The 22,359-nt window shown below is 63.1% G+C and carries 21 protein-coding genes; 15 read left to right on the forward strand and 6 right to left on the reverse strand.

Going from position 1 to position 22,359, the window contains the following annotated elements:
- The first annotated feature begins 10 nt into the window (after window positions 1-10).
- The 14 genes from cmk (at window position 11) to D0T21_RS23205 (ending at window position 13,501) form a co-directional block, all read left to right on the forward strand.
- The gene (gene cmk / locus D0T21_RS23140) at window positions 11-679 is read left to right on the forward strand and encodes a (d)CMP kinase (protein WP_116992871.1); all 669 of its coding nucleotides are present in this window, start codon (window positions 11-13) and stop codon (window positions 677-679) included.
- 105 nt (window positions 680-784) lie between these two features.
- Window positions 785-2,464 (forward strand): 30S ribosomal protein S1, encoded by a 1,680-nt coding sequence (gene rpsA / locus D0T21_RS23145; protein ID WP_020705490.1) that lies wholly within the window; start codon window positions 785-787, stop codon window positions 2,462-2,464.
- 10 nt (window positions 2,465-2,474) lie between these two features.
- Window positions 2,475-2,780: an integration host factor subunit beta gene (locus tag D0T21_RS23150; protein ID WP_008446215.1), complete on the forward strand. Its 306-nt coding sequence runs from the start codon at window positions 2,475-2,477 to the stop codon at window positions 2,778-2,780.
- Between the two features lie 79 nt (window positions 2,781-2,859).
- A complete protein-coding gene (locus tag D0T21_RS23155) occupies window positions 2,860-3,162 on the forward strand; it encodes a lipopolysaccharide assembly LapA domain-containing protein (RefSeq protein WP_116992872.1) in 303 nt (100 codons plus the stop codon).
- A 23-nt stretch (window positions 3,163-3,185) separates the two neighbouring features.
- Entirely contained in the window at window positions 3,186-4,361 is a 1,176-nt protein-coding gene (gene lapB / locus D0T21_RS23160; protein WP_116992873.1) for a lipopolysaccharide assembly protein LapB, read from the forward strand.
- 13 nt (window positions 4,362-4,374) lie between these two features.
- The gene (locus D0T21_RS23165) at window positions 4,375-5,742 is read left to right on the forward strand and encodes a UDP-glucose/GDP-mannose dehydrogenase family protein (protein ID WP_116992874.1); all 1,368 of its coding nucleotides are present in this window, start codon (window positions 4,375-4,377) and stop codon (window positions 5,740-5,742) included.
- 10 nt (window positions 5,743-5,752) lie between these two features.
- The gene (gene rfaE1 / locus D0T21_RS23170) at window positions 5,753-6,700 is read left to right on the forward strand and encodes a D-glycero-beta-D-manno-heptose-7-phosphate kinase (RefSeq protein ID WP_116992875.1); all 948 of its coding nucleotides are present in this window, start codon (window positions 5,753-5,755) and stop codon (window positions 6,698-6,700) included.
- Between the two features lie 131 nt (window positions 6,701-6,831).
- Window positions 6,832-7,251, forward strand: coding sequence for a DUF655 domain-containing protein (locus tag D0T21_RS23175; RefSeq protein WP_116992876.1), 420 nt, complete (start codon window positions 6,832-6,834; stop codon window positions 7,249-7,251).
- Between the two features lie 131 nt (window positions 7,252-7,382).
- On the forward strand, window positions 7,383-8,747 hold the full coding sequence (locus D0T21_RS23180) for a M20/M25/M40 family metallo-hydrolase (protein ID WP_116992877.1): 1,365 nt from the start codon (window positions 7,383-7,385) through the stop codon (window positions 8,745-8,747).
- A gap of 73 nt (window positions 8,748-8,820) precedes the next feature.
- Complete coding sequence (locus tag D0T21_RS23185) at window positions 8,821-9,231, forward strand: polymorphic toxin type 43 domain-containing protein (protein ID WP_116992878.1); 411 nt, start codon at window positions 8,821-8,823, stop codon at window positions 9,229-9,231.
- Window positions 9,228-9,695: a hypothetical protein gene (locus D0T21_RS23190; protein ID WP_116992879.1), complete on the forward strand. Its 468-nt coding sequence runs from the start codon at window positions 9,228-9,230 to the stop codon at window positions 9,693-9,695. Before D0T21_RS23185 ends, D0T21_RS23190 begins: the two co-directional genes overlap by 4 nt.
- 40 nt (window positions 9,696-9,735) lie before the next feature.
- A complete protein-coding gene (locus tag D0T21_RS23195; RefSeq protein ID WP_116992880.1) occupies window positions 9,736-11,058 on the forward strand; it encodes an MBL fold metallo-hydrolase in 1,323 nt (440 codons plus the stop codon).
- Window positions 11,055-11,633: a hypothetical protein gene (locus D0T21_RS23200; protein WP_116992881.1), complete on the forward strand. Its 579-nt coding sequence runs from the start codon at window positions 11,055-11,057 to the stop codon at window positions 11,631-11,633. Before D0T21_RS23195 ends, D0T21_RS23200 begins: the two co-directional genes overlap by 4 nt.
- A gap of 119 nt (window positions 11,634-11,752) precedes the next feature.
- Window positions 11,753-13,501 carry a methyl-accepting chemotaxis protein gene (locus D0T21_RS23205; protein WP_116992882.1) on the forward strand — a complete coding sequence of 583 codons (1,749 nt, stop codon included), beginning with the start codon at window positions 11,753-11,755 and terminating at the stop codon, window positions 13,499-13,501.
- An 8-nt stretch (window positions 13,502-13,509) separates the two neighbouring features.
- Here D0T21_RS23205 and D0T21_RS23210 read toward each other — a convergent pair whose 3' ends face one another.
- Window positions 13,510-15,279 carry a cyclic nucleotide-binding domain-containing thioredoxin-disulfide reductase gene (locus tag D0T21_RS23210; RefSeq protein ID WP_116992883.1) on the reverse strand — a complete coding sequence of 590 codons (1,770 nt, stop codon included), beginning with the start codon at window positions 15,277-15,279 and terminating at the stop codon, window positions 13,510-13,512.
- A gap of 160 nt (window positions 15,280-15,439) precedes the next feature.
- Here D0T21_RS23210 and cysM point away from each other — a divergent pair, with 160 nt between their 5' ends.
- Complete coding sequence (cysM, locus tag D0T21_RS23215) at window positions 15,440-16,342, forward strand: cysteine synthase CysM (RefSeq protein ID WP_116992884.1); 903 nt, start codon at window positions 15,440-15,442, stop codon at window positions 16,340-16,342.
- A 62-nt stretch (window positions 16,343-16,404) separates the two neighbouring features.
- Here the strand turns inward: cysM and D0T21_RS23220 are convergent, their stop codons facing one another.
- From D0T21_RS23220 to D0T21_RS23240, 5 genes are all read right to left on the reverse strand, one after another.
- Window positions 16,405-16,740, reverse strand: a complete 336-nt coding sequence (locus tag D0T21_RS23220; protein ID WP_008446241.1) for a hypothetical protein — start codon at window positions 16,738-16,740, stop codon at window positions 16,405-16,407.
- 429 nt (window positions 16,741-17,169) lie between these two features.
- Entirely contained in the window at window positions 17,170-18,303 is a 1,134-nt protein-coding gene (mltB, locus tag D0T21_RS23225) for a lytic murein transglycosylase B (RefSeq protein WP_116992885.1), read from the reverse strand.
- Window positions 18,294-20,363 carry a DUF3488 and transglutaminase-like domain-containing protein gene (locus D0T21_RS23230; protein ID WP_116992886.1) on the reverse strand — a complete coding sequence of 690 codons (2,070 nt, stop codon included), beginning with the start codon at window positions 20,361-20,363 and terminating at the stop codon, window positions 18,294-18,296. Before D0T21_RS23230 ends, mltB begins: the two co-directional genes overlap by 10 nt.
- The gene (locus tag D0T21_RS23235; protein ID WP_116992887.1) at window positions 20,360-21,364 is read right to left on the reverse strand and encodes a DUF58 domain-containing protein; all 1,005 of its coding nucleotides are present in this window, start codon (window positions 21,362-21,364) and stop codon (window positions 20,360-20,362) included. The genes D0T21_RS23230 and D0T21_RS23235 overlap by 4 nt, the downstream gene beginning before the upstream one ends.
- Window positions 21,365-21,370: 6 nt before the next feature.
- Entirely contained in the window at window positions 21,371-22,291 is a 921-nt protein-coding gene (locus D0T21_RS23240) for a MoxR family ATPase (RefSeq protein WP_116992888.1), read from the reverse strand.
- Window positions 22,292-22,359: the final 68 nt, after the last annotated feature.

Below are 22,359 nucleotides of genomic sequence, written 5' to 3' on the forward strand. Positions count from 1 at the left end.
AGTAGATTAAATGGTAACTTCCGTAATTCCAGTCATCGCCATCGACGGCCCTACCGCATCCGGCAAGGGTACTGTCGCGCACCGCGTCGCCGATAAGCTCGGCTTCCACTACCTGGATTCGGGTGCCCTGTACCGTTTGACGGCGCTGTCGGCCATCCGCCGCGGCACCGACCTGAACGACGAGCACGCCCTGGCCAAGCTGGCCGAGCACCTGCAATGCAGCTTCCAGGGCGGTGACATCATCCTGTCGCACGAAAACGTCACCGAGGCCATCCGTGCCGAAGAGGTCGGCAACACCGCTTCAAAAATTGCAACATTCCACGCCGTGCGCCATGCGCTGCTGGGGCTGCAGCTGGGCTTCCGCAAGGCGCCGGGCGTGGTGGCCGACGGCCGCGACATGGGCTCGGTGATCTTCCCGAACGCCGTGTTGAAGGTGTTTTTGACCGCCAGTGTGGCGGCCCGTGCGGAACGCCGCTATAAGCAATTGATTGGCAAAGGAATTTCTGCTAATATGGAAGACCTACTGATGGATTTGCAGGCGCGGGACGACCGGGATACGAACCGGACCATCGCGCCGCTGGTCCCCGCAGAGGGGGCGCATGTGCTCGACACCTCGAATTTGACCGCTGATGAAGCGGTTGCCCAGGTGTTGCAGTGGTATGCGGCCATCGGTAAATAGCTGGTGTTGCGGTCGCTCTGATGTCCGCAACGTTTATTAACCCTAACCCAACTGAAGTCGCATATCGCGAGCCTTGTTGGTAACCTGGAAGTTACAATGTCTAATATGGAAAGTTTTGCAGCCCTCTTCGAAGAATCCCTGTCGCGTCAAGACATGCGTTCGGGCGAAGTGATCTCGGCTGAAGTCGTTCGTCTGGATCACAACTTCGTGATCGTCAACGCCGGCCTGAAATCGGAAGCATTCATCCCTGTTGAAGAATTCAAGAACGACCACGGCGAACTGGAAGTCAAAGTAGGCGACTTCGTTTCCGTGGCGATCGAATCGCTGGAAAACGGTTTCGGCGATACCATCCTGTCGCGCGACAAAGCCAAGCGTCTGGCTTCGTGGCTGGCACTGGAAAAAGCAATGGAATCGGGCGAAATCGTCGTCGGTACCGTCAATGGTAAAGTAAAGGGCGGCCTGACCGTTCTGACCAACGGCATCCGCGCGTTCCTGCCAGGCTCCCTGGTTGACACCCGTCCAGTTAAAGACACCACCCCATTCGAAGGCAAGACCCTCGAATTCAAAGTGATCAAACTGGATCGCAAGCGTAACAACGTCGTTCTGTCCCGCCGCGCCGTCATCGAAGCTTCGATGGGCGAAGAGCGTCAGAAACTGATGGAAACCCTGAAAGAAGGCACCGTGGTTACCGGCGTCGTCAAAAATATCACCGACTACGGCGCGTTCGTGGATCTGGGCGGTATCGACGGCCTGCTGCACATCACCGACCTGGCATGGCGTCGTGTGCGTCACCCATCGGAAGTGCTGACCGTTGGCCAGGAAATCACCGCCAAGGTTCTGAAGTACGATCAAGAGAAGAACCGTGTGTCCCTGGGCGTTAAGCAACTGGGCGACGATCCTTGGACCGGTCTGTCCCGTCGTTACCCACAAAGCACCCGTCTGTTCGGTAAAGTAACGAACCTGACCGACTACGGCGCGTTCGTTGAAGTTGAACAGGGCATCGAAGGCCTGGTTCACGTTTCCGAAATGGACTGGACCAACAAAAACGTCGCTCCAAACAAAGTTGTCCAGCTGGGCGACGAAGTTGAAGTGATGGTTCTGGAAATCGACGAAGAGCGTCGTCGTATTTCGCTGGGCATGAAACAGTGCAAAGCAAATCCATGGGATGACTTCGGCGTTACCCACAAGAAGGGCGATAAAGTCCGTGGCGCGATCAAATCGATCACCGACTTCGGCGTGTTCATCGGCCTGGCCGGCAACATCGACGGCCTGGTACACCTGTCCGACCTGTCCTGGACCGAAACCGGCGAAGAAGCCGTACGTCGCTTCAAGAAAGGTGACGAACTGGAAGCCATCGTTCTGGCCATCGACGTTGAGCGCGAGCGCGTTTCCCTGGGCGTTAAGCAACTGGAAGGCGATCCATTCAACAACTTCGCAGCCATGAACGACAAAGGCGCACTGGTAACCGGCACCGTTAAATCGGTTGAGCCTAAAGGCGCCGTGATCCAACTGTCCGAAGAAGTTGAAGGCTACCTGCGTGCATCCGAAATCTCCCGCGACCGCGTGGAAGATGCCGGTACCCACCTGAAGGTTGGCGATTCCGTTGAAGCCCTGGTCATCAACATCGATCGCAAAGCTCGCAGCATCCAGCTGTCGATCAAAGCGAAAGACAATGTCGAGACCCAGGAAGCCATGCAGAAAATGGCAGCGACCGACAACAACGCAGCTTCGGGCACCACCAGCCTGGGCGCGCTGTTGAAAGCCAAGTTCGATAACAAGAACTAAGAACTAGTCGATGACTAAGTCCGAATTGATCAACCGCCTGGCTGAGCGTTATTCTCAGCTGGTGGCCAAAGATGCGGAGTATGCCGTCAAGACCATTCTGGATGCGATGACCAATGCCCTGGCGACCGGTCAACGCATCGAGATCCGCGGTTTTGGCAGTTTTGCTCTGAATAGCCGGCCACCGCGTATCGGACGTAATCCGAAGTCGGGCGACAAAGTGATGGTGCCCGAAAAACGGGTGCCTCACTTCAAGCCGGGCAAGCAATTGCGCGAGCGGGTTGATGCGATGGTCGGGCAACCGATCATTGAGGACTGAAGCGTCTGATGAGTTAAAATAAAAGCGGCGTCTACGGATGCCGCTTTTTTTTAGAAATACTGAACAGGAAACCCGGCTAATGAAATTTATATCCACGATTATTGGATTCGTTCTTTTCGTCCTGTTTTTTGGCTTTGCCTTGAAGAACACGCAGGAAGTCGATCTGCATTTCTTCCTTCACTATGATCTGCACGGACCGCTGGTCCTGATGCTGCTGGGCTTTTTTGTGGCCGGCGCCTTCCTGGGCGTGCTGGCGCTGACGCCAACCGTGTTCCGCCACCGCCGCGAAACGAACAAGCACAAAACCACGATCACCACGCTGCAATCGACCGCGCTGCAAGCCAACGCCCAGCCGCAGCCGGACAGCGTCAATACTCAATAAACGCACAATAAAAAATACAAAGCATGGAATTCGAACTCTGGTGGTTATTGGGGATCCCGGTCTTCTTCGGACTGGGCTGGGTCGCCGCGCGCGTCGACATACGTCAACTGGTGTCGGAATCGCGCACGCTGCCGCGCGGTTATTTCAAAGGCCTGAACTTCCTGCTCAACGAGCAGCCGGACAAGGCCATCGACGCCTTCATCGAGATCGTCCGCATGGACCCGGAAACGGCCGACATGCACTTCGCGCTGGGGAATCTGTTCCGCCGCCGTGGCGAGACCGAACGCGCCATCCGCGTGCACCAGAACCTGCTGTCGCGTCCCGACCTGCCGCAGGAGCAGAAGGAGCATGCGCAATATGAGCTGGGCATGGACTACCTGAAGGCCGGCCTGCTGGACCGCGCCGAGGAAACCTTCAACGCCATGGTCAGCGGCCAGTACGCGGTGCAGGCGCGCCGCGCGTTGCTGGAGATCTTCCAGCGCGAGAAGGAGTGGCCGCGCGCCATCGAGGCGGCGTTGGGCTTGCAGGAATCGGGCGCCGGTTCGCGCCAGAAGGAAATCGCGCAGTTCTACTGCGAGCTGGCGCAGGATGCGCTGGTGCACATGCATCCCGAAGAGGCCTTGCCATTGCTGGATAAATCGCTACAGGCGGACCGCGTCAACGTGCGCGCCACCATGCTGAGCGGCGACGCCCAGCTGGCGCAGGGCGATGTCGAAGGCGCGCTGCTGACCTGGCGTCGCGTCGAACAAATCAGCGTGCCGCATACGGCGCTGGTGGCGCAGCGCATGATGGACGCCTACCGCAAGGTCGGCCGTCCGCAGGAAGGCGTCAACCTGCTCAAATCCTATCTGGAACAGGCTTCGTCGATCGACCTGATCGAAGTGGTGTACAAGGCGGTGCTGGAGCTGGACGGCGTGGACGCCGCCAAGCAGCTGGTCAGCAATGAGCTGCGCCGCACGCCGACCCTGCTGGGCTTGGACAAATTGCTGGAGGCGCGCCTGATGGATGCACCGGCCAACCTGGTGCCGGAACTGTCGATGGTGAAGAACCTGGTACACGGCTATACGCAAAAGCTGGCGCGTTATCAATGCAGCCACTGTGGTTTCAAGGCGCGCCAGTTCTACTGGCAGTGCCCGGGATGCAGCCGTTGGGAGACCTACCCGCCGCGCCGCACCGAAGAACTCAACGTCATGAACTAAAAAGAGCACCAACATGAAAATCACCATCATCGGCACCGGCTATGTAGGCCTCGTCACCGGCGCTTGCCTCGCCGAACTGGGTAACGACGTTTTCTGCCTCGACGTCGACCAGAAGAAAATCGACCTGTTGAATAACGGCGGCATCCCTATCCATGAGCCGGGCCTGGAAGAAGTGGTCGCGCGCAACCGCGCCGCCGGCCGCCTACAATTCTCCACCGACGTTGCGGCCTCGGTCGCCCACGGCTGCCTGCAATTCATCGCCGTCGGCACGCCGCCGGACGAAGACGGTTCGGCCGACCTGCAATACGTGCTGGCCGCCGCCAAGAACATCGGCAAGTACATGACCGAGTTCAAGGTCATCGTCGACAAGTCGACCGTGCCAGTCGGCACCGCCGACCGCGTCAAGGCTGCGGTGCAGGCCGAGCTGGCCACGCGCGGTGACGCCTCCAAGTTCTCGGTGGTGTCGAACCCCGAGTTCCTGAAAGAGGGCGCGGCGGTGGAAGACTTCATGCGTCCCGACCGCATCGTCATCGGCTGCGACAGCACGCCGGAAGGCGAGAAGGCCCACGGCCTGATGAAGAAGCTGTACACGCCGTTCAACCGCAACCACGAGCGTACCTTCTGGATGGACGTGCGTTCGGCCGAGTTCACCAAATACGCGGCCAACGCCATGCTGGCCACCCGCATCTCGTTCATGAACGAACTGGCCAACCTGGCCGACCAGGTGGGCGCCGACATCGAAGCGGTCCGTCATGGCATCGGCTCCGATCCACGCATCGGCCACAGCTTCCTGTACGCCGGCGCCGGCTATGGTGGTTCCTGCTTCCCGAAAGACGTGCAGGCGCTGGAACGCACCGCGCGCCAGTACGACCAGGACCTGCTGATCCTGCGCGCCGTGGAAGCGGTCAACGACAAGCAGAAGCTGGTGCTGGGCCAGAAAGTGGTCAAGCGCTTTGGCGAGGATTTGAGCGGCAAGCACTTCGCCGTCTGGGGCCTGGCCTTCAAGCCGAACACCGACGACATGCGCGAAGCCCCGGCTCGCGTGCTGATCAAGCAGCTGCTGGACGGCGGCGCGACGGTGGCGGTCTACGACCCGGTCGCGATGACGGAAGCCAAGCGCGTGCTGGAGCTGGACCTGACCGCGGAAGAAATGGCGCGCATCCGTTTCGCCACCACGCCGATGGACACGCTGACCGCCGCCGAGGCGCTGGTGATCGTGACCGAATGGAAGGCCTTCCGCAGCCCGGACTTCGATCGCATCAAGTCGTCGCTGAAGCAAGCCATCATCTTCGACGGCCGCAACCTGTTCGAGCCGGAAGTGATGGCCGAAGCAGGCTTTGAATACCACGGCATCGGCCGTTCCATCCTGACCCGAGTTTAACGAGGCCACTGTGAGCACCAACGTCACGACTTATCAAGCACCGGCACTGGATAAAGTGCGCATCCTGGTTGTGGGCGATGTCATGCTGGACCGTTACTGGTTCGGCGACGTCAGCCGCATTTCGCCGGAAGCGCCGGTGCCCATCGTCCGCATCGAGAAGCGCGAAGCACGCTTGGGCGGCGCCGCCAACGTGGCGCGCAACGCGGCAGCGCTGGGCGCGCGCGCCGGCCTGCTGGGTGTGGTCGGCGCCGACGAAGCCGGCAACGAAGTGGAGCAGATGCTGCAAAGCGGCGGCATCCACAGCTACCTGAAGCGCGACGACGCGATCTCCACCATCATCAAGCTGCGCGTGATCGGACGCCAGCAGCAGATGGTGCGCATCGACTTCGAGGAAGCGCCGACCGATACCGTGCTGCGCGACAAGCTGCTGCAGTTCAAGGCGCTGCTGGCCGATTACGACGTGATCGTGCTGTCGGACTATGCCAAGGGTTCGCTGGTCAACGTGGCCGACATGATCGCCTCGGCGCGCGCCGCCGGCAAGGTGGTGATGGTCGATCCGAAAGGCGATGACTTCTCCCGCTACGCCGGCGCCACCGTGCTGACGCCGAACAAGTCGGAAATGAAGCGCATCGTCGGCAGCTGGAACAGCGAAGAGCAACTGACCGCCAAGGCGCAGCAACTGCGTACCGAGCTGAAACTGGATGCGCTGTTGCTGACCCGCTCGGAAGAGGGCATGACCCTGTACACCGACGGCGAGCAATTCCACATGCCGGCGCAGGCGCGCGAGGTGTTCGACGTCTCCGGCGCAGGCGACACGGTGATCGCCACCATGGCGGCCATGCTGGGCGCAGGTGTCGGCTGGAATGAAGCGGTGCAGACGGCCAATCGCGCCGGCGGCATCGTGGTCGGCAAGCTGGGCACGGCGACGGTCACGCGCGAGGAGTTGTTCAGCGCTTGATGGCCGGCTTCTGATGCATGTCACAAAACCTTCATAGATTATCTGTCAACCGTCGTCGAGGCTGGCCGTTAAGTGAGTTCAAGGCGCGGTTGTCGCCCTTGCTTTTCACCCACCTTCATGGAGATTGAGACATGTTCAAGAAAATTTTGCTGGCAGTTGCGACCCTGATCGTAACCATGGGCTTCGCTTTCGCGCAGGTCGACGTCAACAAGGCTGACGCCGCCGCGCTGGACTCGGTCAAGGGCATCGGTCCGGTCAAATCGAAAGCCATCCTGGAAGAGCGTAAAAAAGGCGATTTCAAGGATTGGGCGGACTTCGAGAAGCGCGTGAAGGGCATCGGCGAGAAAAGCGCCGTCAAGCTGTCGCAAGCTGGCCTGGTAGTGAACGGCAAGCCGCTGGACGGCGCGCCAGCCGCAGCGGCTCCGGCCGCCAAGGCCGATAAAGGCGCCGACAAGGCAGCCGCCAAAGCCGACAAGGCTGCAGCGAAAGCCGCCGCCAAGGCTGACAAAGCCGCTGCCGCTTCCGCGCCAGCCGCTCCACCTGCCAAGTAGTAATTCTGTTTTAAAAACGCCGGTACTGGACGTGTTCAGGCCGGCGTTTTTTTGTTGATGATTTGTTTCCGGGCGTCAATTACTCGCGGTTACGTGAGAAGATATTGCGACCATTTCACCGGAGACAGCAGATGCATATAAATTCGCTCATCTTGTCCGCACTGACCGTGCTGGCCGCCGTGCCCGCCGTCGCGGCTACCCCCGACACCACCCGCCACCAGGCCCAGATCGACCAGATCGTCCAGGAGATTTCTCCGGCCCGCATCGAAGGCTATATCAACAAGCTGGTTGGCTTCCGTACCCGCCACACGATGTCGGACACCGTCTCCGAAACTGAAGGCATCGGCGCAGCGCGGCGCTGGATCAAGAGCGAGCTGGAGCGCTGCGGCGCGGCCCAGGGCGGCCGTCTGCAAGTGGCGTTCGACAGCCACATCGCGCCGGTCTCCGCGCGCATCGGCCGCCCCACCGAGATCGTCAACGTGGTGGCGACCCTGCCGGGCACGCAGCCCGCGTCCGTGGACCGCATGTACGTAGTTAGCGGCCACTACGACTCGCGCAACACCGACATCATGGACGCCAAGGGCGACGCGCCCGGCGCCAACGACGACGCCTCCGGCACCGCCGCCGTGATGGAAATGGCCTGTGTGATGGCCAAGTACAAATTCGACGCCACGCTGGTCTTCATGACGGTGGCGGCGGAAGAGCAGGGCTTGCTGGGCGCGGCGCACTGGGCCGAGCAGGCCAAGCAAAAGAACCTGAACATCGCCGGCATGTTCACCAATGACATCATCGGCAGCTCGCACGACGAGCACGGCAAGGTCGACAACACGCAAGTGCGCTTGTTCGCCGAAGGCTTGCCGGTGCAGAAGGAAAACAGCGACGCCGTGCGCACCTTGATCCAGACCGGCGGCGAGAACGATTCGCTGTCGCGCCAGCTGGCGCGGGCGGTGAAGGAGGCGGGCGAGCGTTATGTGCCTAAGTTCAAGGTCAACGTCATCCAGCGCCGCGACCGTTACCTGCGCGGCGGCGACCACATGCCGTTCCTGGAGCGCGGCTACGCGGCGCTGCGCTTCACCGAGCCGGCCGAGGATTTCAACCACCAGCACCAGAACATCCGCACCGAGAAAGGCGTGCTGATCGGCGACCTGCCGCAGTACGACGACTTCAACTACATCGCCCAGGTGGCGCGGGTGAACGCGGCGGCCTTGTCCTCGCTGTCGCTGGCGCCGGCCGCGCCGGCCAAGGTGCAGGTGCGCACCGCCAAGCTGCAGAACGATACCGAGCTGGTATGGCAAGCCAACGCCGAGCCGGACCTGGCGGGCTACCGTATCGTCTGGCGCGACACCTCGTCGGCCGAATGGCAGGGCAGCCAGTTCGTCGGCAAGGCCACCGAGTTCACGATGCCGCTGTCGAAGGACAACTACTACTTCGGCGTGCAAGCCATCGACAACGACGGCAACGCCAGCCCGGCCAGCTATCCGACGCCGCTGCGTTAAATGGCGTTGAAGCCGTTTTGCTCAGACTCTGATTGAGAACTCCGCCGTACAGTGAACTTTTTGAGCTCACTACATGGCGGAGAAAGCATCAGGTTGGCCTGTCACCGGCGGCTCTGGTCCGGCTGCGGGAATTATTGGAATTACCGATACAACCTCGGTCCGCGCATTGTGCCGTTACTACCCGCCAGGGAACGGCGTCGAGTTTGTCTATGTGCCATCGGCGCGGCAATTTGTGACTGGTCGGCCTAGCATATGCAGCTTCAATGGATCGCCGCACCAACAACTTGCGCATTCGATCAATGCGGTACATAGTTATGTCCTGGGCGGCATGCTTCAGCGCGGGCCTCACGGGGAATTTCTGACCAACGAGCAAAGCGGGCATTATGGCCAAAACTGGACTAATTTCTATCGGCATTTTCTCCCCAAGTGGCTAGCGGAAATGACGGGGCTGGCGGTACGGCATCAATCCTGGGAGGCAAAATGAGCGCGCCCTCACTTTTCCTTGGCGATGAAGCGTGGCCTTACTGCTGGCTGTTGGAAATTAGTGAGCGCAAACTTGGAGTCCATGCGTACGATGGCTGGTGCATGCAGTCTCATGGGCAAGTGCTCACAATTGATTCGGGTCTCACGTGCGTGCACCTCTTGCCGGTCCTTGAATTGGGCGTTCAGGATTTCCTTGAGTTTTTGGTGACGGCTGAACTCCGATTTCCTCAATATGCCGCAAGCATACGAAAATTTCCGACGAAATCGTTGTTAAGGGAGGCTTTCAATACCTCCGGAGCTGGTTACTGGCAGACGAAAGCCCTGGATTGGCTGGAGAACGATCCAGCGATGCAGCAATCGTTGAAGGCAGAGCTGGAAGCATTCACTCTCAATAAATTGATGCCGCAGGGGAGTCGGCAAACGGCAAAGCGGATGATACGCAATCTCTCCGCTGTTTCGGTTTGAATGCGATATCATCGCGGCCCCGTTGTCGCTCACCCATTCTATGACGCTAAAAATCTCCCGCATCCTGCACGCAGGTTATGTCTTCGAATGCGATGGCATGCTGATCGCATTCGATCCCATATTTGAAAACCCGTTCAGCAGGAATTGCCATGCCTTCCCCGACGTGCGCTTCGACCTTGCGCAGATACGCGGGATGAAGCCGGATGCGGTGTTCATCTCGCATTTTCATGACGACCACTGTTCGCTGGAGAGCCTGGACCTGCTCGACCGCGATACGCCGATCTATCTGTACTGTCTGTTCGACGAACTGTTCGCGATGATACGCGCGCTGGGCTTCGTCAACGTGCTGCCGTTGAAGGTGGATGCGCCGGTGCAGGTTGGCGCGATCGAAGTCATTCCGCGCAAGGCTTTGGATTCGGATGTCGATTCGATGTTCCACATCCGCGCCGCCGGACTGAATGTGCTCAACGTGGTCGATTCGTGGATGGACCCGGAAACGCTGGAGCAGCTCAAGCCTTACGCGCCGTGGGACATGGTACTGTGGCCGTTCCAGACCATGCGCGAGATCGACGTTATCGCGCCGTCGCGCGCGGAGGGTGGTGTGCCGCAGTTGCCGGAAGAATGGCCGGAGCAGTTGCAGGCGCTGGCGCCGCGCTACGTGGTGCCAAGTTCCTGCCAGTTCGTGCAGGAGCCGTGGTCCTGGTACAACCACGCGCTGTTCCCGATCACCTACCGCCAGTTCGCCGACGAGGTCAGCGCGTGGCTGCCCGGCGCAACTGTCGTGCGCTTGAATCCTTCGGTGTCGGTGGAGCTGACACCGCAAGGGCTGGCGCCAGCCGCGCCGCTGTCGTGGGTGTTGCCGGTGGGTGAGCAGGATGTCGACTACGAGTACGATGCCGATATCACGCCGCCGCCGACGTCCGATATCGCCCGCCACTTCGCCCCGCTGAGCGCAGAACACGCCGCGCTGGCGCTGGACTACTGCCGTACCGGCCTGCTCGAAAAATACCGCGACATGGAGCTGACGCCGGACAGCTACTTCGAGACGCCCTGCATCTGGCAGCTGTCGGTCTACGATCATGAGGGCGTGGCGCAGCAGTTCCGCTACCGCATCCATGGCGACGACATCGCGCTGGCCGGCGACGAGGAAGCGCCGACCTGGATGACCGAAATCCCGATCGCCAAGCTGTACGCGGGCCTGGCGCTGGGCGAGTCGCTGACGTCGATGTACATGCGCATCAACGGTGCGCCGCCCGATGCCGACATCGTCGATGATCCTTTGATACGCTGCCTGTTCAACGACGCCTTCGGCGCCTACCAGTCGGCACAACTGAAACGCATCAAGGAGAGAACTGCGCAATGACGTCATGGATACCGGCTCCGGGCCGCGCCTTGCTTGTCGCTGCCGCGTTGTGCGCCGCCAGCGCGCAGGCGCAATCGGTGGCCGCCGCTTTTGATGACGGCCCCAGGCTGGAAACGACGCCGGCGCCCGACCCGAAGGATACGCCTTACATGGCGCAATGCCGCGCGCTGCTTGGCCCGCCGTTCCCGCTAGCGCAGTTTGAAGCGCTGTTCAAAACGACGCTGATACTGGACGTGAAGAGGACGACACGGGAATGCATGTACGGCTATTTCGACAAAGCCCATCCAGACGCAGGCGCGCTGCTGGTGCTGAGTTTTTTGCGCCGCCAGTATTCACAGCAGAACTATGAGTTGGCAAAAACCTTGCCGCGCGGTGACGGGCAGCCCCCGCCGCGCACGGTGTTCGACCTTCAGTACCTTGAGTTTGGCCTTCACTTCGTCCAGGCGCTGACCGACGACCAGGATTGGGTGGTGGTGGCGACGTCGCGCAAGCAGGCCTTGCCCGAAGCGACTGCGCTGGCGATCAATTTCATGAAATCGACGCCGATGCAGAAGTGGGCGCGCCTGCCGGAATAGGTTTCGTTAGCCAATCAATATCACCAGGAAGCAACAGTATTGCCTGCAGTTTCGTGCGACGCGCCAGATTGGTGCGCTTGGGTCTACAATGATCCGAGAACCGATCACTGGGAGCCTTCATGAAAAGCAAATTCTCGATCAAGAATATTTTCATCGTGTTCTTTCTGGTCAGCCTCGCGCTGTCCAGTCTGACCTTGTGGGCGCTGGTGCGCATCTCGACCAAGGAAGGCGAGCTGAACCGTGCGAACGAAGCGCGCTACCACTCCTATCTGCTGGCCGACGAATTGCGGCAAAGCTCGGACGACCTGACCCGGCTGGCCCGCACCTACGTCGTCACCGGCGATCCCAAGTACGAAAAAGAATACCTGGACATCCTCGACATCCGCAACGGCAAGAAGCCGCGGCCGCAGCACTACGAGCGCATCTACTGGGATTTCGTCGCGGCCGGCATCGACAAGCCGACGCCCGACGGCGACACCATCGCGCTGGCCGAGTTGATGCGCCAGGCCGGTTTCACCGATGAGGAATTCGGCAAGCTGAAAGAGGCGCAGGCCAATTCGGACGGGCTGGTGAAAACCGAGGTGATCGCCATGAATGCCGTCAAAGGCCTGTTCGACGACGGCAGCGGCAAGTTCACCAAGACTGGGCCGCCCGATCCCGAGATGGCGCGCAAGATCATGCACGACGAGCAGTATCACAAGAACAAAGCCAAGATCATGCAGCCGGTGAATGAATTCCTGGTGCTGCTCGACGAGCGCACCGGCGCGGCGGTCACGGCCTCGACCCACAGCACCAATATGGCGTTCTGGACCGCGATCGCCTTGCTGGCGCTGCTGGTCGGCGTGTCGCTGGTTTGCCTGTTCATGATTTACCGTCATATCAAGCTCAGTTTCGACCATGCGATCGACACCGCGCGCAATATTGCGGCAGGCGATCTGGACCACGACATCCGCATCGAGCGCGACGACGAGGTCGGTCACCTGATGGATGCGATGAACACCATCAACACCAACCTGACCAGCATGATAGGCCGCATCCGCTCCAGCACCGACGAGATGCTGGTGGCCACCGACGAGATCGCACGCGGCAATGCCGACCTGTCGTCGCGCACCGAGGCCCAGGCCAGTTCGCTGGAGCAGACCGCCAGTTCGATGGAACAATTGACCGACACCGTCAAGCAGAACGCCGACAGTGCGCGCTCGGCCAATCAGTTCGCGGCCGACGCTTCCACCGTGGCGGTGCAGGGCGGCGCGATGGTGGCGCAGGTGGTCGATACGATGGGCTCGATCAAGGCCAGTTCCAGCCGCATCGTCGACATCATCGGCGTGATTGACGGCATCGCTTTCCAGACCAATATCCTGGCCCTCAACGCCGCCGTGGAAGCGGCGCGCGCGGGCGAGCAGGGGCGCGGCTTCGCGGTGGTGGCGTCGGAGGTGCGCAACCTGGCGCAGCGCAGCGCGGCGGCGGCCAAGGAGATCAAGCAACTGATCGGCGCTTCGGTGGAAACGGTCGATGCCGGCAGCAAGCTGGTGAACGACGCCGGCAGCACCATGACGCTGCTGGTGGCCTCGGTGCAAAAAGTGGCCGACATCATGGCGCAGATCACCGCCGCCAGCCAGGAGCAAAGCACCGGCATCGGCGAGGTTAACCGGGCGGTGACGCAGATGGACGACATCACGCAGCAAAACGCCGCGCTGGTGGAGCAGGCGGCGGCGGCGGCGGAAAGTTTGCAGGAGCATGCGCAGGCACTGGCGCAGTCCGTCAAGGTATTCCATTTGAAGGGGGAGGCGGCGGCCCACTTGCAACGGCCGCAGCCAGCCGCGCGGGCGGCGACGCCGGCCCGGCTGGCGTTGCCAGGCCGGGCGTAGCGCCGGGTTTAGTTGAACACCTTGTCGGCCGGCAGGTTGGCCAGGAAGGCGTGGATCTGCGAGACCACGGCCGCGCCTTCGCCCACCGCCGCGGCGACCCGCTTGGTCGAACTGGCGCGCACGTCGCCGATGGCGAACACGCCGGGCACGCTGGTCTCCAGCGCTGCGCGCGACGGCAGGTCGCGCGGGTACACGCCGTCGGAGAAGTTGGCCCTGCACTGCGCCTTGGTGACGTCGAAGCCGGTGCGGATGAAGCCGTGGGCGTCGACGTCCACGCCGCAGTCGCTGAGCCAGTCCGTGTTCGGATCGGCGCCGATGAACAGGAATACGCGGCACACGTCGTAGTCGCATTCCTCGCCGCTTTTCGTGCCACGGATGCGGACCTGCTTCAAGCCATCCTCATCGCCTTCCAGCGCGACGATCTCCGTCTGGGTGTGCAGCTCGATGTTGGGCGTGGCCTGGATGCGCTCGATCAGGTAGCTCGACATGGTCGACGCCAGGCTGTCCTTGCGGATCAGCATGTGCACCTTGGCGGCATGGCCCGCCAGGAACACCGCCGCCTGGCCGGCCGAATTGCCGCCGCCGACCAGCACGATCTCCTCGGTCTTGCACAGCTTGGCCTCGATCGGCGACGCCCAGTAGTACACGCCCTTGCCCTCGAACTGGCGCAGGTTGGCCAGCGACGGCCGGCGGTAGCGCGCGCCGCACGACAGCACCACGGTGCGCGCCTTCAGCCGTTGCAGGCTGCCGCACATTTCCACTTGCAGCGGATAGGTGTCGCAGACCAGGCGGCCGGCCGGGGCGGGGATCGCCACTTCGACGCCGAACTTCTGCGCCTGCACGTAGGCGCGGCCCGCCAGCGCGCGGCCGGAGACGCCGGTGGGGAAGCCCAGGTAGTTCTCGATGCGGGCGCTGGCTGCGGCCTGGCCGCCGTAGGCGCGCGTTTCCAGCGCCAGCACCGACAAGCCTTCGGATGCCGCGTACACCGCCGTCGCCAGGCCGGCGGGACCGGCGCCGACCACGATCACGTCCCAGATTTTTTCGCTGTCGATCTCGGGCAGCATGCCGAGGCAGCGGCCGATGTCGACCACCGTCGGATTCTTCTTCACCACGCCGTCCGGGCACACCACCAGCGGCAGCTCTTCCGGCTTCGGCTGGTAGTGCGCCATCAGGTCGGCGGCCTGCTGGTCCAGTTCCGGATCGAGCACGCTGTGCGGGTGGCCGTTGGCCGACAGGAAGCTTTGCAGCGTGTGGATGCGGCCGTGGCCGCGCGGGCCGACGATCACCGGTCCGCCGGAGTTCTGCTCGATCAGGCCGACGCGGCGCAGGATCAGCGCGCGCACGATGCGCTCGCCCAGCTCGGCGTGCGCGACCAGCAGCGCGCGCAGCGACTCGGACGGCACCACCAGCACCTCGACCGCGCCGACCGCCAGGCCATTGCCCAGCGATGGCCGGCCCGACAGCTGCGCCACCTCGCCGCTGAATTGCCCCGGCGTATGGGTGGTGATGTAGGATGTGTTGCCCAGGCCGTCGTAGCGGCTGACTTCGATGCCGCCTTTGAGCACCAGCATCAGGCCGAAGCTGGTCTTGCCGGCTTCGAAGATCAGTTCGCCGTCGTTGAAATGGCGCACATGGCCGAAGCGCATCATGTGCTTGATGTCGGCCGCGCTGAGCACGGGGAAGATCTGGTGGCGGCGCTTTTCCAGGTCGAGACCGATGAGCGGCGTCGGCTCGTCCGGCGTGTCTTCGGGAAGCAGTTCCATAGGGGTTGTAGCCATGACGATTCCGGGAAAATGAAAGTGGTGACAGAAGTGTTGCAAGTCTAGCGCAAGGCGGCCGCGCGGTGCAAAATCTTCAACCTCAGGCAGCTTGCCATACGCGCAATCCGAACTCGGATTAAAATGCCTCTTTTGGCGAAATAACTGAAGATAGAACACGATGGCTTACAAGACTCTGGAAGATACGATAGGCAACACGCCGCTGGTGCAGCTGACGCGCCTGCCAGGCGCCGACGCGCTGGCCCGTAACAACGTCATACTGGGCAAGCTTGAAGGCAATAATCCGGCCGGTTCCGTCAAGGACCGCGCCGCCATGTCGATGCTCAAGCGCGCCGAGGAACGGGGCGACATCAAGCCCGGCGATACGCTGATCGAAGCGACCAGCGGCAACACCGGCATCGCGCTGGCGATGGCGGCCGCGCTGCGCGGCTACAAGATGCTGCTGCTGATGCCGGAGAACCTGAGCGTGGAACGGCGCCAGAGCATGGCGGCCTACGGCGCCCAGATCATGCTGACGCCCAAGACCGGCGGCATGGAATACGCGCGCGACATGGCCGAGCAATTGCAGAAGGACGGCAAGGGCATCATCCTCGACCAGTTCGGCAACGCCGACAATTCGCGCGCCCACTACGAAGGCACGGGCCCGGAAATCTGGCGCGACACCGAGGGCCGCGTGACGCACTTCGTCAGCGCCATGGGCACCACCGGCACCATCATGGGCGTGTCGCGTTATTTGAAGGAGCAGAATCCGGCCGTGCAGATCATCGGCGCCGAGCCGGAAGAGGGCTCGTCGATCCCGGGCATCCGCAAATGGCCGGAAGCCTATCTGCCGAAGATCTACGATCGTACGCGGGTCGACCAGGTGGAGCCGGTGTCGCAAGCGGCGGCCGAACGCATGGCGCGCCGTCTGGCGGCCGAGGAAGGCATCTTCTGTGGAATTTCGGCGGCGGGCGCCTGCGAGATTGCGCTGCGCATATCGCAAACGGTGGAGAACGCAACCATCGTGTTCATCGTTTGCGACCGCGGCGATCGCTACTTGTCGACCGGGGTATTCCCGGCGTAAAGGTGTTGCTTCCCTCTCCCCTGGATAAGGGGGAGGGAGTCGCTACAGGACGACGGCTACAATCAGCCTTGGCCGCCTGGTTCGCCTTCTTTAGGCTTGAACTGCTTGTCGCTGATGCGGAACTTGTTGCGGCGATCGCCCATCAAGTAACGCAGGTCGCGAATGCTCAGGTCGCTCACTTCGTGCATGCGGATCAGCAGCGAAGCGCCAACCGGCAGGCGGTGGTGGCGGATTTTGCTGATGACCGGCGGCGCCACTTCCAATGCGCGCGACAGGGCTGCATCGTTTTTCAGACGCAGGTTCTCGATCAGGGTATCGAGCAGGCGGTTGGGATTGTATTGCAGCAGATCATCGCCATCCGCATCGTTGTTCATATCTATGCCGACTTGGTTTGTCATGATTTCGTCTTTTCCTTCTGTAAAGTTGTCCTGCAAAGTACAACACTCGGAGCTCGCTTTGCTGCGTTAATGTTCATCCTTACCAAGGAACGAATTCACACACGGACGGGATTCCGGGATAACAAGTTTCATAATATATACACAATTGTACAACAACACGCCTTCTAATACTCATAAGCAATAAAAAAACCTGATTGCCATGGGTTATTGTTGTCCGGTTGCAACATTGTGTGAGAATTATACACCCACTGATATGCTAAGCTGCCTGTGCACACTTTTAATGAACACGCAAAGTTAATTATAAATTAATTTTGTTGTAGATCGGCTTACGTTTGCCGGGCAGCTACTGCAAGTTTGTACAAATAATTGCCAAGTGTCAACTAAACAATACAGCCGATAAGTCTGCGCGGCAACAGACTTTACGCTTCCTTACAAACCGCCGCGCGCCAGCCGCACGGCGCGTCCCAGCTCCACCACCGACATCGCATAGAAATAACTGCGGTTGTATTGAGTGATCGCAAAGAAATTATTGTTGGCCAGCCAGTACTCGGTGGGCTCGGCGCCGTTCTGCAAATCCACCAGGCCGTAGGTTTGCTGTTCCGGTACCGGCACCGTGGTGGTGACGCCCGCCGCCGCCAGTTCCTGCGGGCGGTACTTGGCGCTCAGGCCCTGGTTGGTCATGCTTTCCCAGGCGCGGTTGGGCGACACGGCGGCCGAGTATACCAGCGGGCCGCCGAGGTCGCGCTGCCAACCGTGCGCCACCAGGAAGGCCGCCACGCTGCCGATGGCGTCGGTGCCGGAGTTGAGCAGGTCGACCTTGCCGCTGCCGTCGAAATCGACCGCGTATTTCATCACGCTGCTGGGCATGAATTGCGGCATGCCGATGGCGCCGGCAAACGAGCCGCGCAGCGACAGCGGATCGAGCTCGTTCTGGCGCGCGAACAGCAGCGTCGCTTCCAGTTCGCCGCGGAAGAAGGCCATGCGCTCGCTGCGCTGCGGCGCCTCGGGATAGGAGAAGGCCAGCGTGGTCAGGGCGTCGACCACGCGGAAGCGGCCGGTGTTGCGGCCGTACACGGTTTCCACGCCGATGATGCCGACCAGTATTTCGGCCGGCACGCCGTACAGGGCTTCGGCCCGCTCCAGCGCTTCGCGGTTCTCGTTCCAGAATTTGACGCCGTTGTCGATGCGCACCGGGTCGACGATCAGCCGGCTGTAGGCTTGCCAGTTCTTCGGCTTGCCCGGCGGCGCCGGCTTGACCAGCTGCACCGCCGAATCGACATAGCGCACCTGGCCCATCAGCGTGTTCAGGGCGGCGCGGTCGAAGCCGTCGCGGCTGGCGACGTCGTCGAGGAAGGCGCGCACTTCCTTCCATTCGCCGAAGTTGACGAACTCGCCGACGTAGTCGATAGGCGGCGGGCCTTTCTTGGCGGCCGGCGCTTTTTTCTTCGGCTGCATGCTGGGCGGCAGCTTGTAGCCGTAGGGGTCGACGGCGGCGGCCTGGCTGGCCTGGCTGAGGGTGGCGGCGCCCAGCAGCAGGGCGGTAATCAGAGTCTTCATCGGCATAAGGGTAGCAGTGTTTTCAGCGTCGTCAGCGACGCCGAGCGTGATTCGGAACCGGCGTCGCCATACTTCAGCGCGCCGTACAGTGTTAAAAATTTCTCCATCGCGGCATGCTTGTCGGGGCCGGCCTGCATGGTGCGCAGGCGGGCGGCGTAGCTGAGCGGGCCCTCGTCCGGGCGGCGCGCGTAACCGTGGCGCGCCTGCTGCCGGCAAAAACGGTGGTACAGCCCGTCCAGCGGCGCCAGCGGCCGCTGTTGCCGCCGCCAGTACAGCCCGTACAGCAGGCCGCACACCAGCGCCGCACCGAGTGCGCTGCGCCAGTTGGCGAAGGCCGAGCTTAGTTCTTCAAGGAAACCTCGCTGCCTCTCTGGATTGTAATCCAGGACCCATTGATTCCAAGCATTATTCAACGCGGCGTAGTTGAATCTCAGCTTGCCCAGCCACGAATTGGGGTCGTTTTGCAGGTTCAGCAAGGGGCCCAGGCCGAATCCGGACGGCTGCGGCAGCGCCTGCGCCAAGTTGTGGGCGATGCGTTCGGGGGCGACGGCGGCGGTCGGGTCGACGCGGCGCCAGCCGGCGCCGGGCGTCCAGAATTCGGCCCAGGCGTGGGCGTCGGATTGGCGCACGGTCAGGTAGCCGTCCACCGGATTCAGTTCGCCGCCCTGGTAGCCGGTCACGACCCGCGCCGGCACGCCCATGGCGCGCATCAGCACCACGAAGGCGCCGGCGTAGTGTTCGCAGAAACCGGCCTTGCTGCCGAACAGGAAATCGTCGACCGCGTCGCGGCCCAGCAGCGGCGGTTGCAGGGTGTAGACGTAGCCGCCGTCGTGGAAGCGCTGCATCGCCTGCAGCGCGGCGCCGGCGGTTTCGCGCGCGGACAGCGGGGCGTTGGCGGCGGCCGACGGGGCCGCGGTCTGGCGCAGCGTGCGGGCCAGCGCCAGCGTGCGCGGGTTGAAGCCGGACGGCAGTTCGGTCCAGCGCGCCATGCGCTGCGGCTGCTCGTCGGCCTGCACGCGGAAAACGGTCCAGGCCTGGGCGTCGTAGCGCACGCGCTGCGTGACCGGTTCGCTGGTGAAAAATTCCAGTTCGTCGGTGTCGCGCACGCGGTAGCCGGGCAGCGACAGTGTCGGGCCGCTCAGTTCCAGCGCCGCCAGCCAGCGGGTGTTGGTGGGCTCCATCGTGATTTCGTGGCGCAGCGGCTGGCCGCGCGTGGCGATGCCCACGTCCAGGCGTTGCAGACCGCGCCGGCGCGGCACGCGGGTCCAGGTGCGGCCGTCGTAGTCGCCCAGCACGATGCTGCGCCAGTACAGTTGGTCCTGCGTCGGCATCTTGTCGAGGAAGCGCACGCGGAAGGCCACCGCGTCCGATTGCGCCAGCGACGACAGCGTGCCCGGCGCCATGCTGTCGGAGATGCCGGTGTGGCCGCTGTGGGCGTCGCCCGGCAGTCCCCACAGCGGCCCCTGGATGCGCGGGAAACCGACGAACATCAGCAGCGCCAGCGGCGCCGCCAGCAGCGCGGTCTTGGCGGCGGTGCGCAGGCGCTGCAGCAGCGGCGGCACGGCGCCGGTGTACTGGAACGATTGCTGCGCCGTCAGCAGCACGATCAGGGTGGCGCCCATGCACAGCGCGGTCAGCATGGTTTGCGAGTAGAAGAAATTCGTCAGCAGCACGAAGAAGCTGAGGAAGATCACCACGAACAGGTCGCGCCTGGCGCGCATTTCCAGCAGCTTGAAGGCCAGCAGCAGCGCCAGCATGGCGACGCCGGCGTCGCGCCCCAGCAGCGTGTGGTAGCTGCGGTAGACGCCGGCCATCGCGGCCACTGAGACCGGCAGCAGCAGCCACAGAGGCGGCATGCGCTTGCCGCGCCAGGTGATGGCGGCGCGCCACAGCAGCGTGCCGCACACCACGGCGCTGGTCCACAGCGGCAGGTGGTCGAAGTGAGGCGCCAGCACCATCAGCGCGGCGGCCAGCAACAGCAAGGTGTCGGACTTGTCGCGGGTCAGGCGCAGCGCCAGGCGAGCGCGCGGGCCGGCGCCGGCTGGCGGCGGCAAGGCGGCGCTCATGCTTTGCCCTCCATGCCGAACAGCGCCAGCGCGCGCAGGCAGGCGGCTTGGTGGGCGTCGCCCAGCGCCGGGCCGTATTCGTGCTGAGCGAGGCGGAAGGTGTAGGGCAGGGCGCGCTGCTCGGCCTCCAGCACCCAGCGCGTCATGCGCGACAGCTTCAGCTCCAGGTCCATCGACAGGGGCAGTTCGGCGAAGTCGAGGCACAGCTCGGCCACCGCGCCGCCGTCGAAATGCTTGGTGACCAGCTGCCCGCCCAGCGCCGGATCGTGGCGGGCGATCTGGCGCCAGGCCAGGTGGCGCATCGGGTCGCCCGGCTGGTAGCTGCGGATGCCGGCGAAATTATCCAGCCCCACGGTGCCGTGGCCATCCTCGCTGGCGGCGCCGCTGGACGGCAGCGGCTGCGGCGGGAACTCGGGCGCCGGATACACCAGCGCCTTCAGCTCCGGCCGCCAGTAGCTCCAGGCGCGGAACAGGCCCAGCGGGAAGCGCGTGACGAGGCGGATGCGCGGCGCCTCCAGCCAGCCGCGTTCGCTGGTGGCGGCCGACAGCCGCAACGCGCTGGCGCCGCCGGCCGGGATGTCTGTGACCTGGCGCGGTTCGCCGTCGGCCTGGAAGCCCAGCCAGACGGCGTAGCGATCGAGCTTGCTGCGGTTGTGCAGCTGCAGTTCGAACTGCGCCTCCTGGCCGGCGAACACCGCCTGCGCGCGGCCGGGCGACAGCTGTAGGCGCGCCAGGTTGCTGGCGGTCTGGACCATGTCGGCCACGGCGCAGGCGCCGGCAAAGAAGGTCAGCGCGAAGCCCAGGCCGAGGTTGTAGTTGAGGGCGCCGATCAGCATCAGCAGCAACAGGCCGGCGAAGGCCAGGCCCGGCCGGGTCGGCACGATGAACACGCGGCGCATCGTCAGCGTGACTTCGCCCGGCTCGCTGGCGCCCAGCTGGAACAGCCACTTGTCGCGCGCTTTCCGATACAGCGCATGCAGCGGTTGCAGCGGGCCGTTCATGGCGGCCTAGACCGGCACCGACTTTTGCAGTTGCAGCACCAGGTCGCGGCTGGCCAGCGCCACGCCGTGCGCCGATTTCAGCGGCCGCAGCCGGTGCGCGCACACCGGCACCAGCACCGCCTGCACGTCTTCCGGCAGCACGTGGTCGCGGCCCTCGAGCGCGGCCCAGGCGCGCGCGGCCTGCAGCAGCGCGATGGCGGCGCGCGGGCTCATGCCCTCGGCGAACAGGCCGTTCTGGCGCGAGGCGGCGGCCAGCGCCTGCACATAGTCGATCAGCGCCGGCGCCGCGTGGATGCGCTTGAGCGCCAGCTGCGCTTCGGCCAGCTCGGCCGGCGCCATCGCCGGTTGCAGGGCCTTGAGCAGCACGCGGCGGTCTTCGCCCATCAGCAGCGCGCGTTCGGCGGCGGCGTCCGGGTAGCCCAGCGACAGACACATCAGGAAGCGGTCCAGCTGCGATTCCGGCAGCGGGAAGGTGCCGATCTGGTGGGTGGGGTTTTGCGTGGCGATGACGAAGAACGGTTCCGGCAGCGGCCGGGTGACGCCGTCGGCGCTGACCTGGCGCTCTTCCATCGCCTCCAGCAGGCCGGACTGGGTCTTGGGCGTGGCGCGGTTGATCTCGTCGGCCAGCAGCACCTGGGTGAAGATGGGGCCGGGGTGGAACACGAAGCCGTTCTGCTCGCGCTCGTAGATGGAGATGCCGTGGACGTCGGCCGGCAGCAGGTCGCTGGTGAACTGGATGCGGTTGAAGCGCAGCCCCAGCGAGATCGCCAGCGCGTGCGCCAGGGTGGTCTTGCCCACGCCAGGCACGTCCTCGACCAGCAGGTGGCCGCCGGCCAGCAGGCAGGTCAGGGCCTGGCGGATGTGCAGCTCCTTGCCGACGATGATGCTGCCGACCTGCCGGGCCACGGCGTGCAGTTTTGTGTACATGGTATCGATGGGAGTTGAGCGCTGTACAGATTCTATGCGAGAAACTGCCCAGGCGATACCATGCGGCC

Source organism: Duganella sp. BJB476 (genome assembly GCF_003416895.1).
Lineage (GTDB): Bacteria > Pseudomonadota > Gammaproteobacteria > Burkholderiales > Burkholderiaceae_D > Rugamonas.

What these genes read in the sequence shown, in the direction of transcription:
- D0T21_RS23155 (WP_116992872.1), top strand. Translation starts at nt 2,860, where the DNA reads ATGAAATTTATATCCACGATTATTGGATTCGTTCTTTTCGTCCTGTTT.
- D0T21_RS23220 (WP_008446241.1), bottom strand. Translation starts at nt 16,740, where the DNA reads ATGACAAACCAAGTCGGCATAGATATGAACAACGATGCGGATGGCGAT.
- D0T21_RS23180 (WP_116992877.1), top strand. Translation starts at nt 7,383, where the DNA reads ATGCATATAAATTCGCTCATCTTGTCCGCACTGACCGTGCTGGCCGCC.
- D0T21_RS23190 (WP_116992879.1), top strand. Translation starts at nt 9,228, where the DNA reads ATGAGCGCGCCCTCACTTTTCCTTGGCGATGAAGCGTGGCCTTACTGC.
- D0T21_RS23235 (WP_116992887.1), bottom strand. Translation starts at nt 21,364, where the DNA reads ATGAACGGCCCGCTGCAACCGCTGCATGCGCTGTATCGGAAAGCGCGC.
- D0T21_RS23230 (WP_116992886.1), bottom strand. Translation starts at nt 20,363, where the DNA reads ATGAGCGCCGCCTTGCCGCCGCCAGCCGGCGCCGGCCCGCGCGCTCGC.
- lapB (WP_116992873.1), top strand. Translation starts at nt 3,186, where the DNA reads ATGGAATTCGAACTCTGGTGGTTATTGGGGATCCCGGTCTTCTTCGGA.
- cmk (WP_116992871.1), top strand. Translation starts at nt 11, where the DNA reads ATGGTAACTTCCGTAATTCCAGTCATCGCCATCGACGGCCCTACCGCA.
- D0T21_RS23165 (WP_116992874.1), top strand. Translation starts at nt 4,375, where the DNA reads ATGAAAATCACCATCATCGGCACCGGCTATGTAGGCCTCGTCACCGGC.
- D0T21_RS23150 (WP_008446215.1), top strand. Translation starts at nt 2,475, where the DNA reads ATGACTAAGTCCGAATTGATCAACCGCCTGGCTGAGCGTTATTCTCAG.
- cysM (WP_116992884.1), top strand. Translation starts at nt 15,440, where the DNA reads ATGGCTTACAAGACTCTGGAAGATACGATAGGCAACACGCCGCTGGTG.
- D0T21_RS23210 (WP_116992883.1), bottom strand. Translation starts at nt 15,279, where the DNA reads ATGGCTACAACCCCTATGGAACTGCTTCCCGAAGACACGCCGGACGAG.
- D0T21_RS23175 (WP_116992876.1), top strand. Translation starts at nt 6,832, where the DNA reads ATGTTCAAGAAAATTTTGCTGGCAGTTGCGACCCTGATCGTAACCATG.
- D0T21_RS23205 (WP_116992882.1), top strand. Translation starts at nt 11,753, where the DNA reads ATGAAAAGCAAATTCTCGATCAAGAATATTTTCATCGTGTTCTTTCTG.
- D0T21_RS23195 (WP_116992880.1), top strand. Translation starts at nt 9,736, where the DNA reads ATGACGCTAAAAATCTCCCGCATCCTGCACGCAGGTTATGTCTTCGAA.
- D0T21_RS23200 (WP_116992881.1), top strand. Translation starts at nt 11,055, where the DNA reads ATGACGTCATGGATACCGGCTCCGGGCCGCGCCTTGCTTGTCGCTGCC.
- rpsA (WP_020705490.1), top strand. Translation starts at nt 785, where the DNA reads ATGGAAAGTTTTGCAGCCCTCTTCGAAGAATCCCTGTCGCGTCAAGAC.
- D0T21_RS23240 (WP_116992888.1), bottom strand. Translation starts at nt 22,291, where the DNA reads ATGTACACAAAACTGCACGCCGTGGCCCGGCAGGTCGGCAGCATCATC.
- mltB (WP_116992885.1), bottom strand. Translation starts at nt 18,303, where the DNA reads ATGCCGATGAAGACTCTGATTACCGCCCTGCTGCTGGGCGCCGCCACC.
- D0T21_RS23185 (WP_116992878.1), top strand. Translation starts at nt 8,821, where the DNA reads ATGGCGGAGAAAGCATCAGGTTGGCCTGTCACCGGCGGCTCTGGTCCG.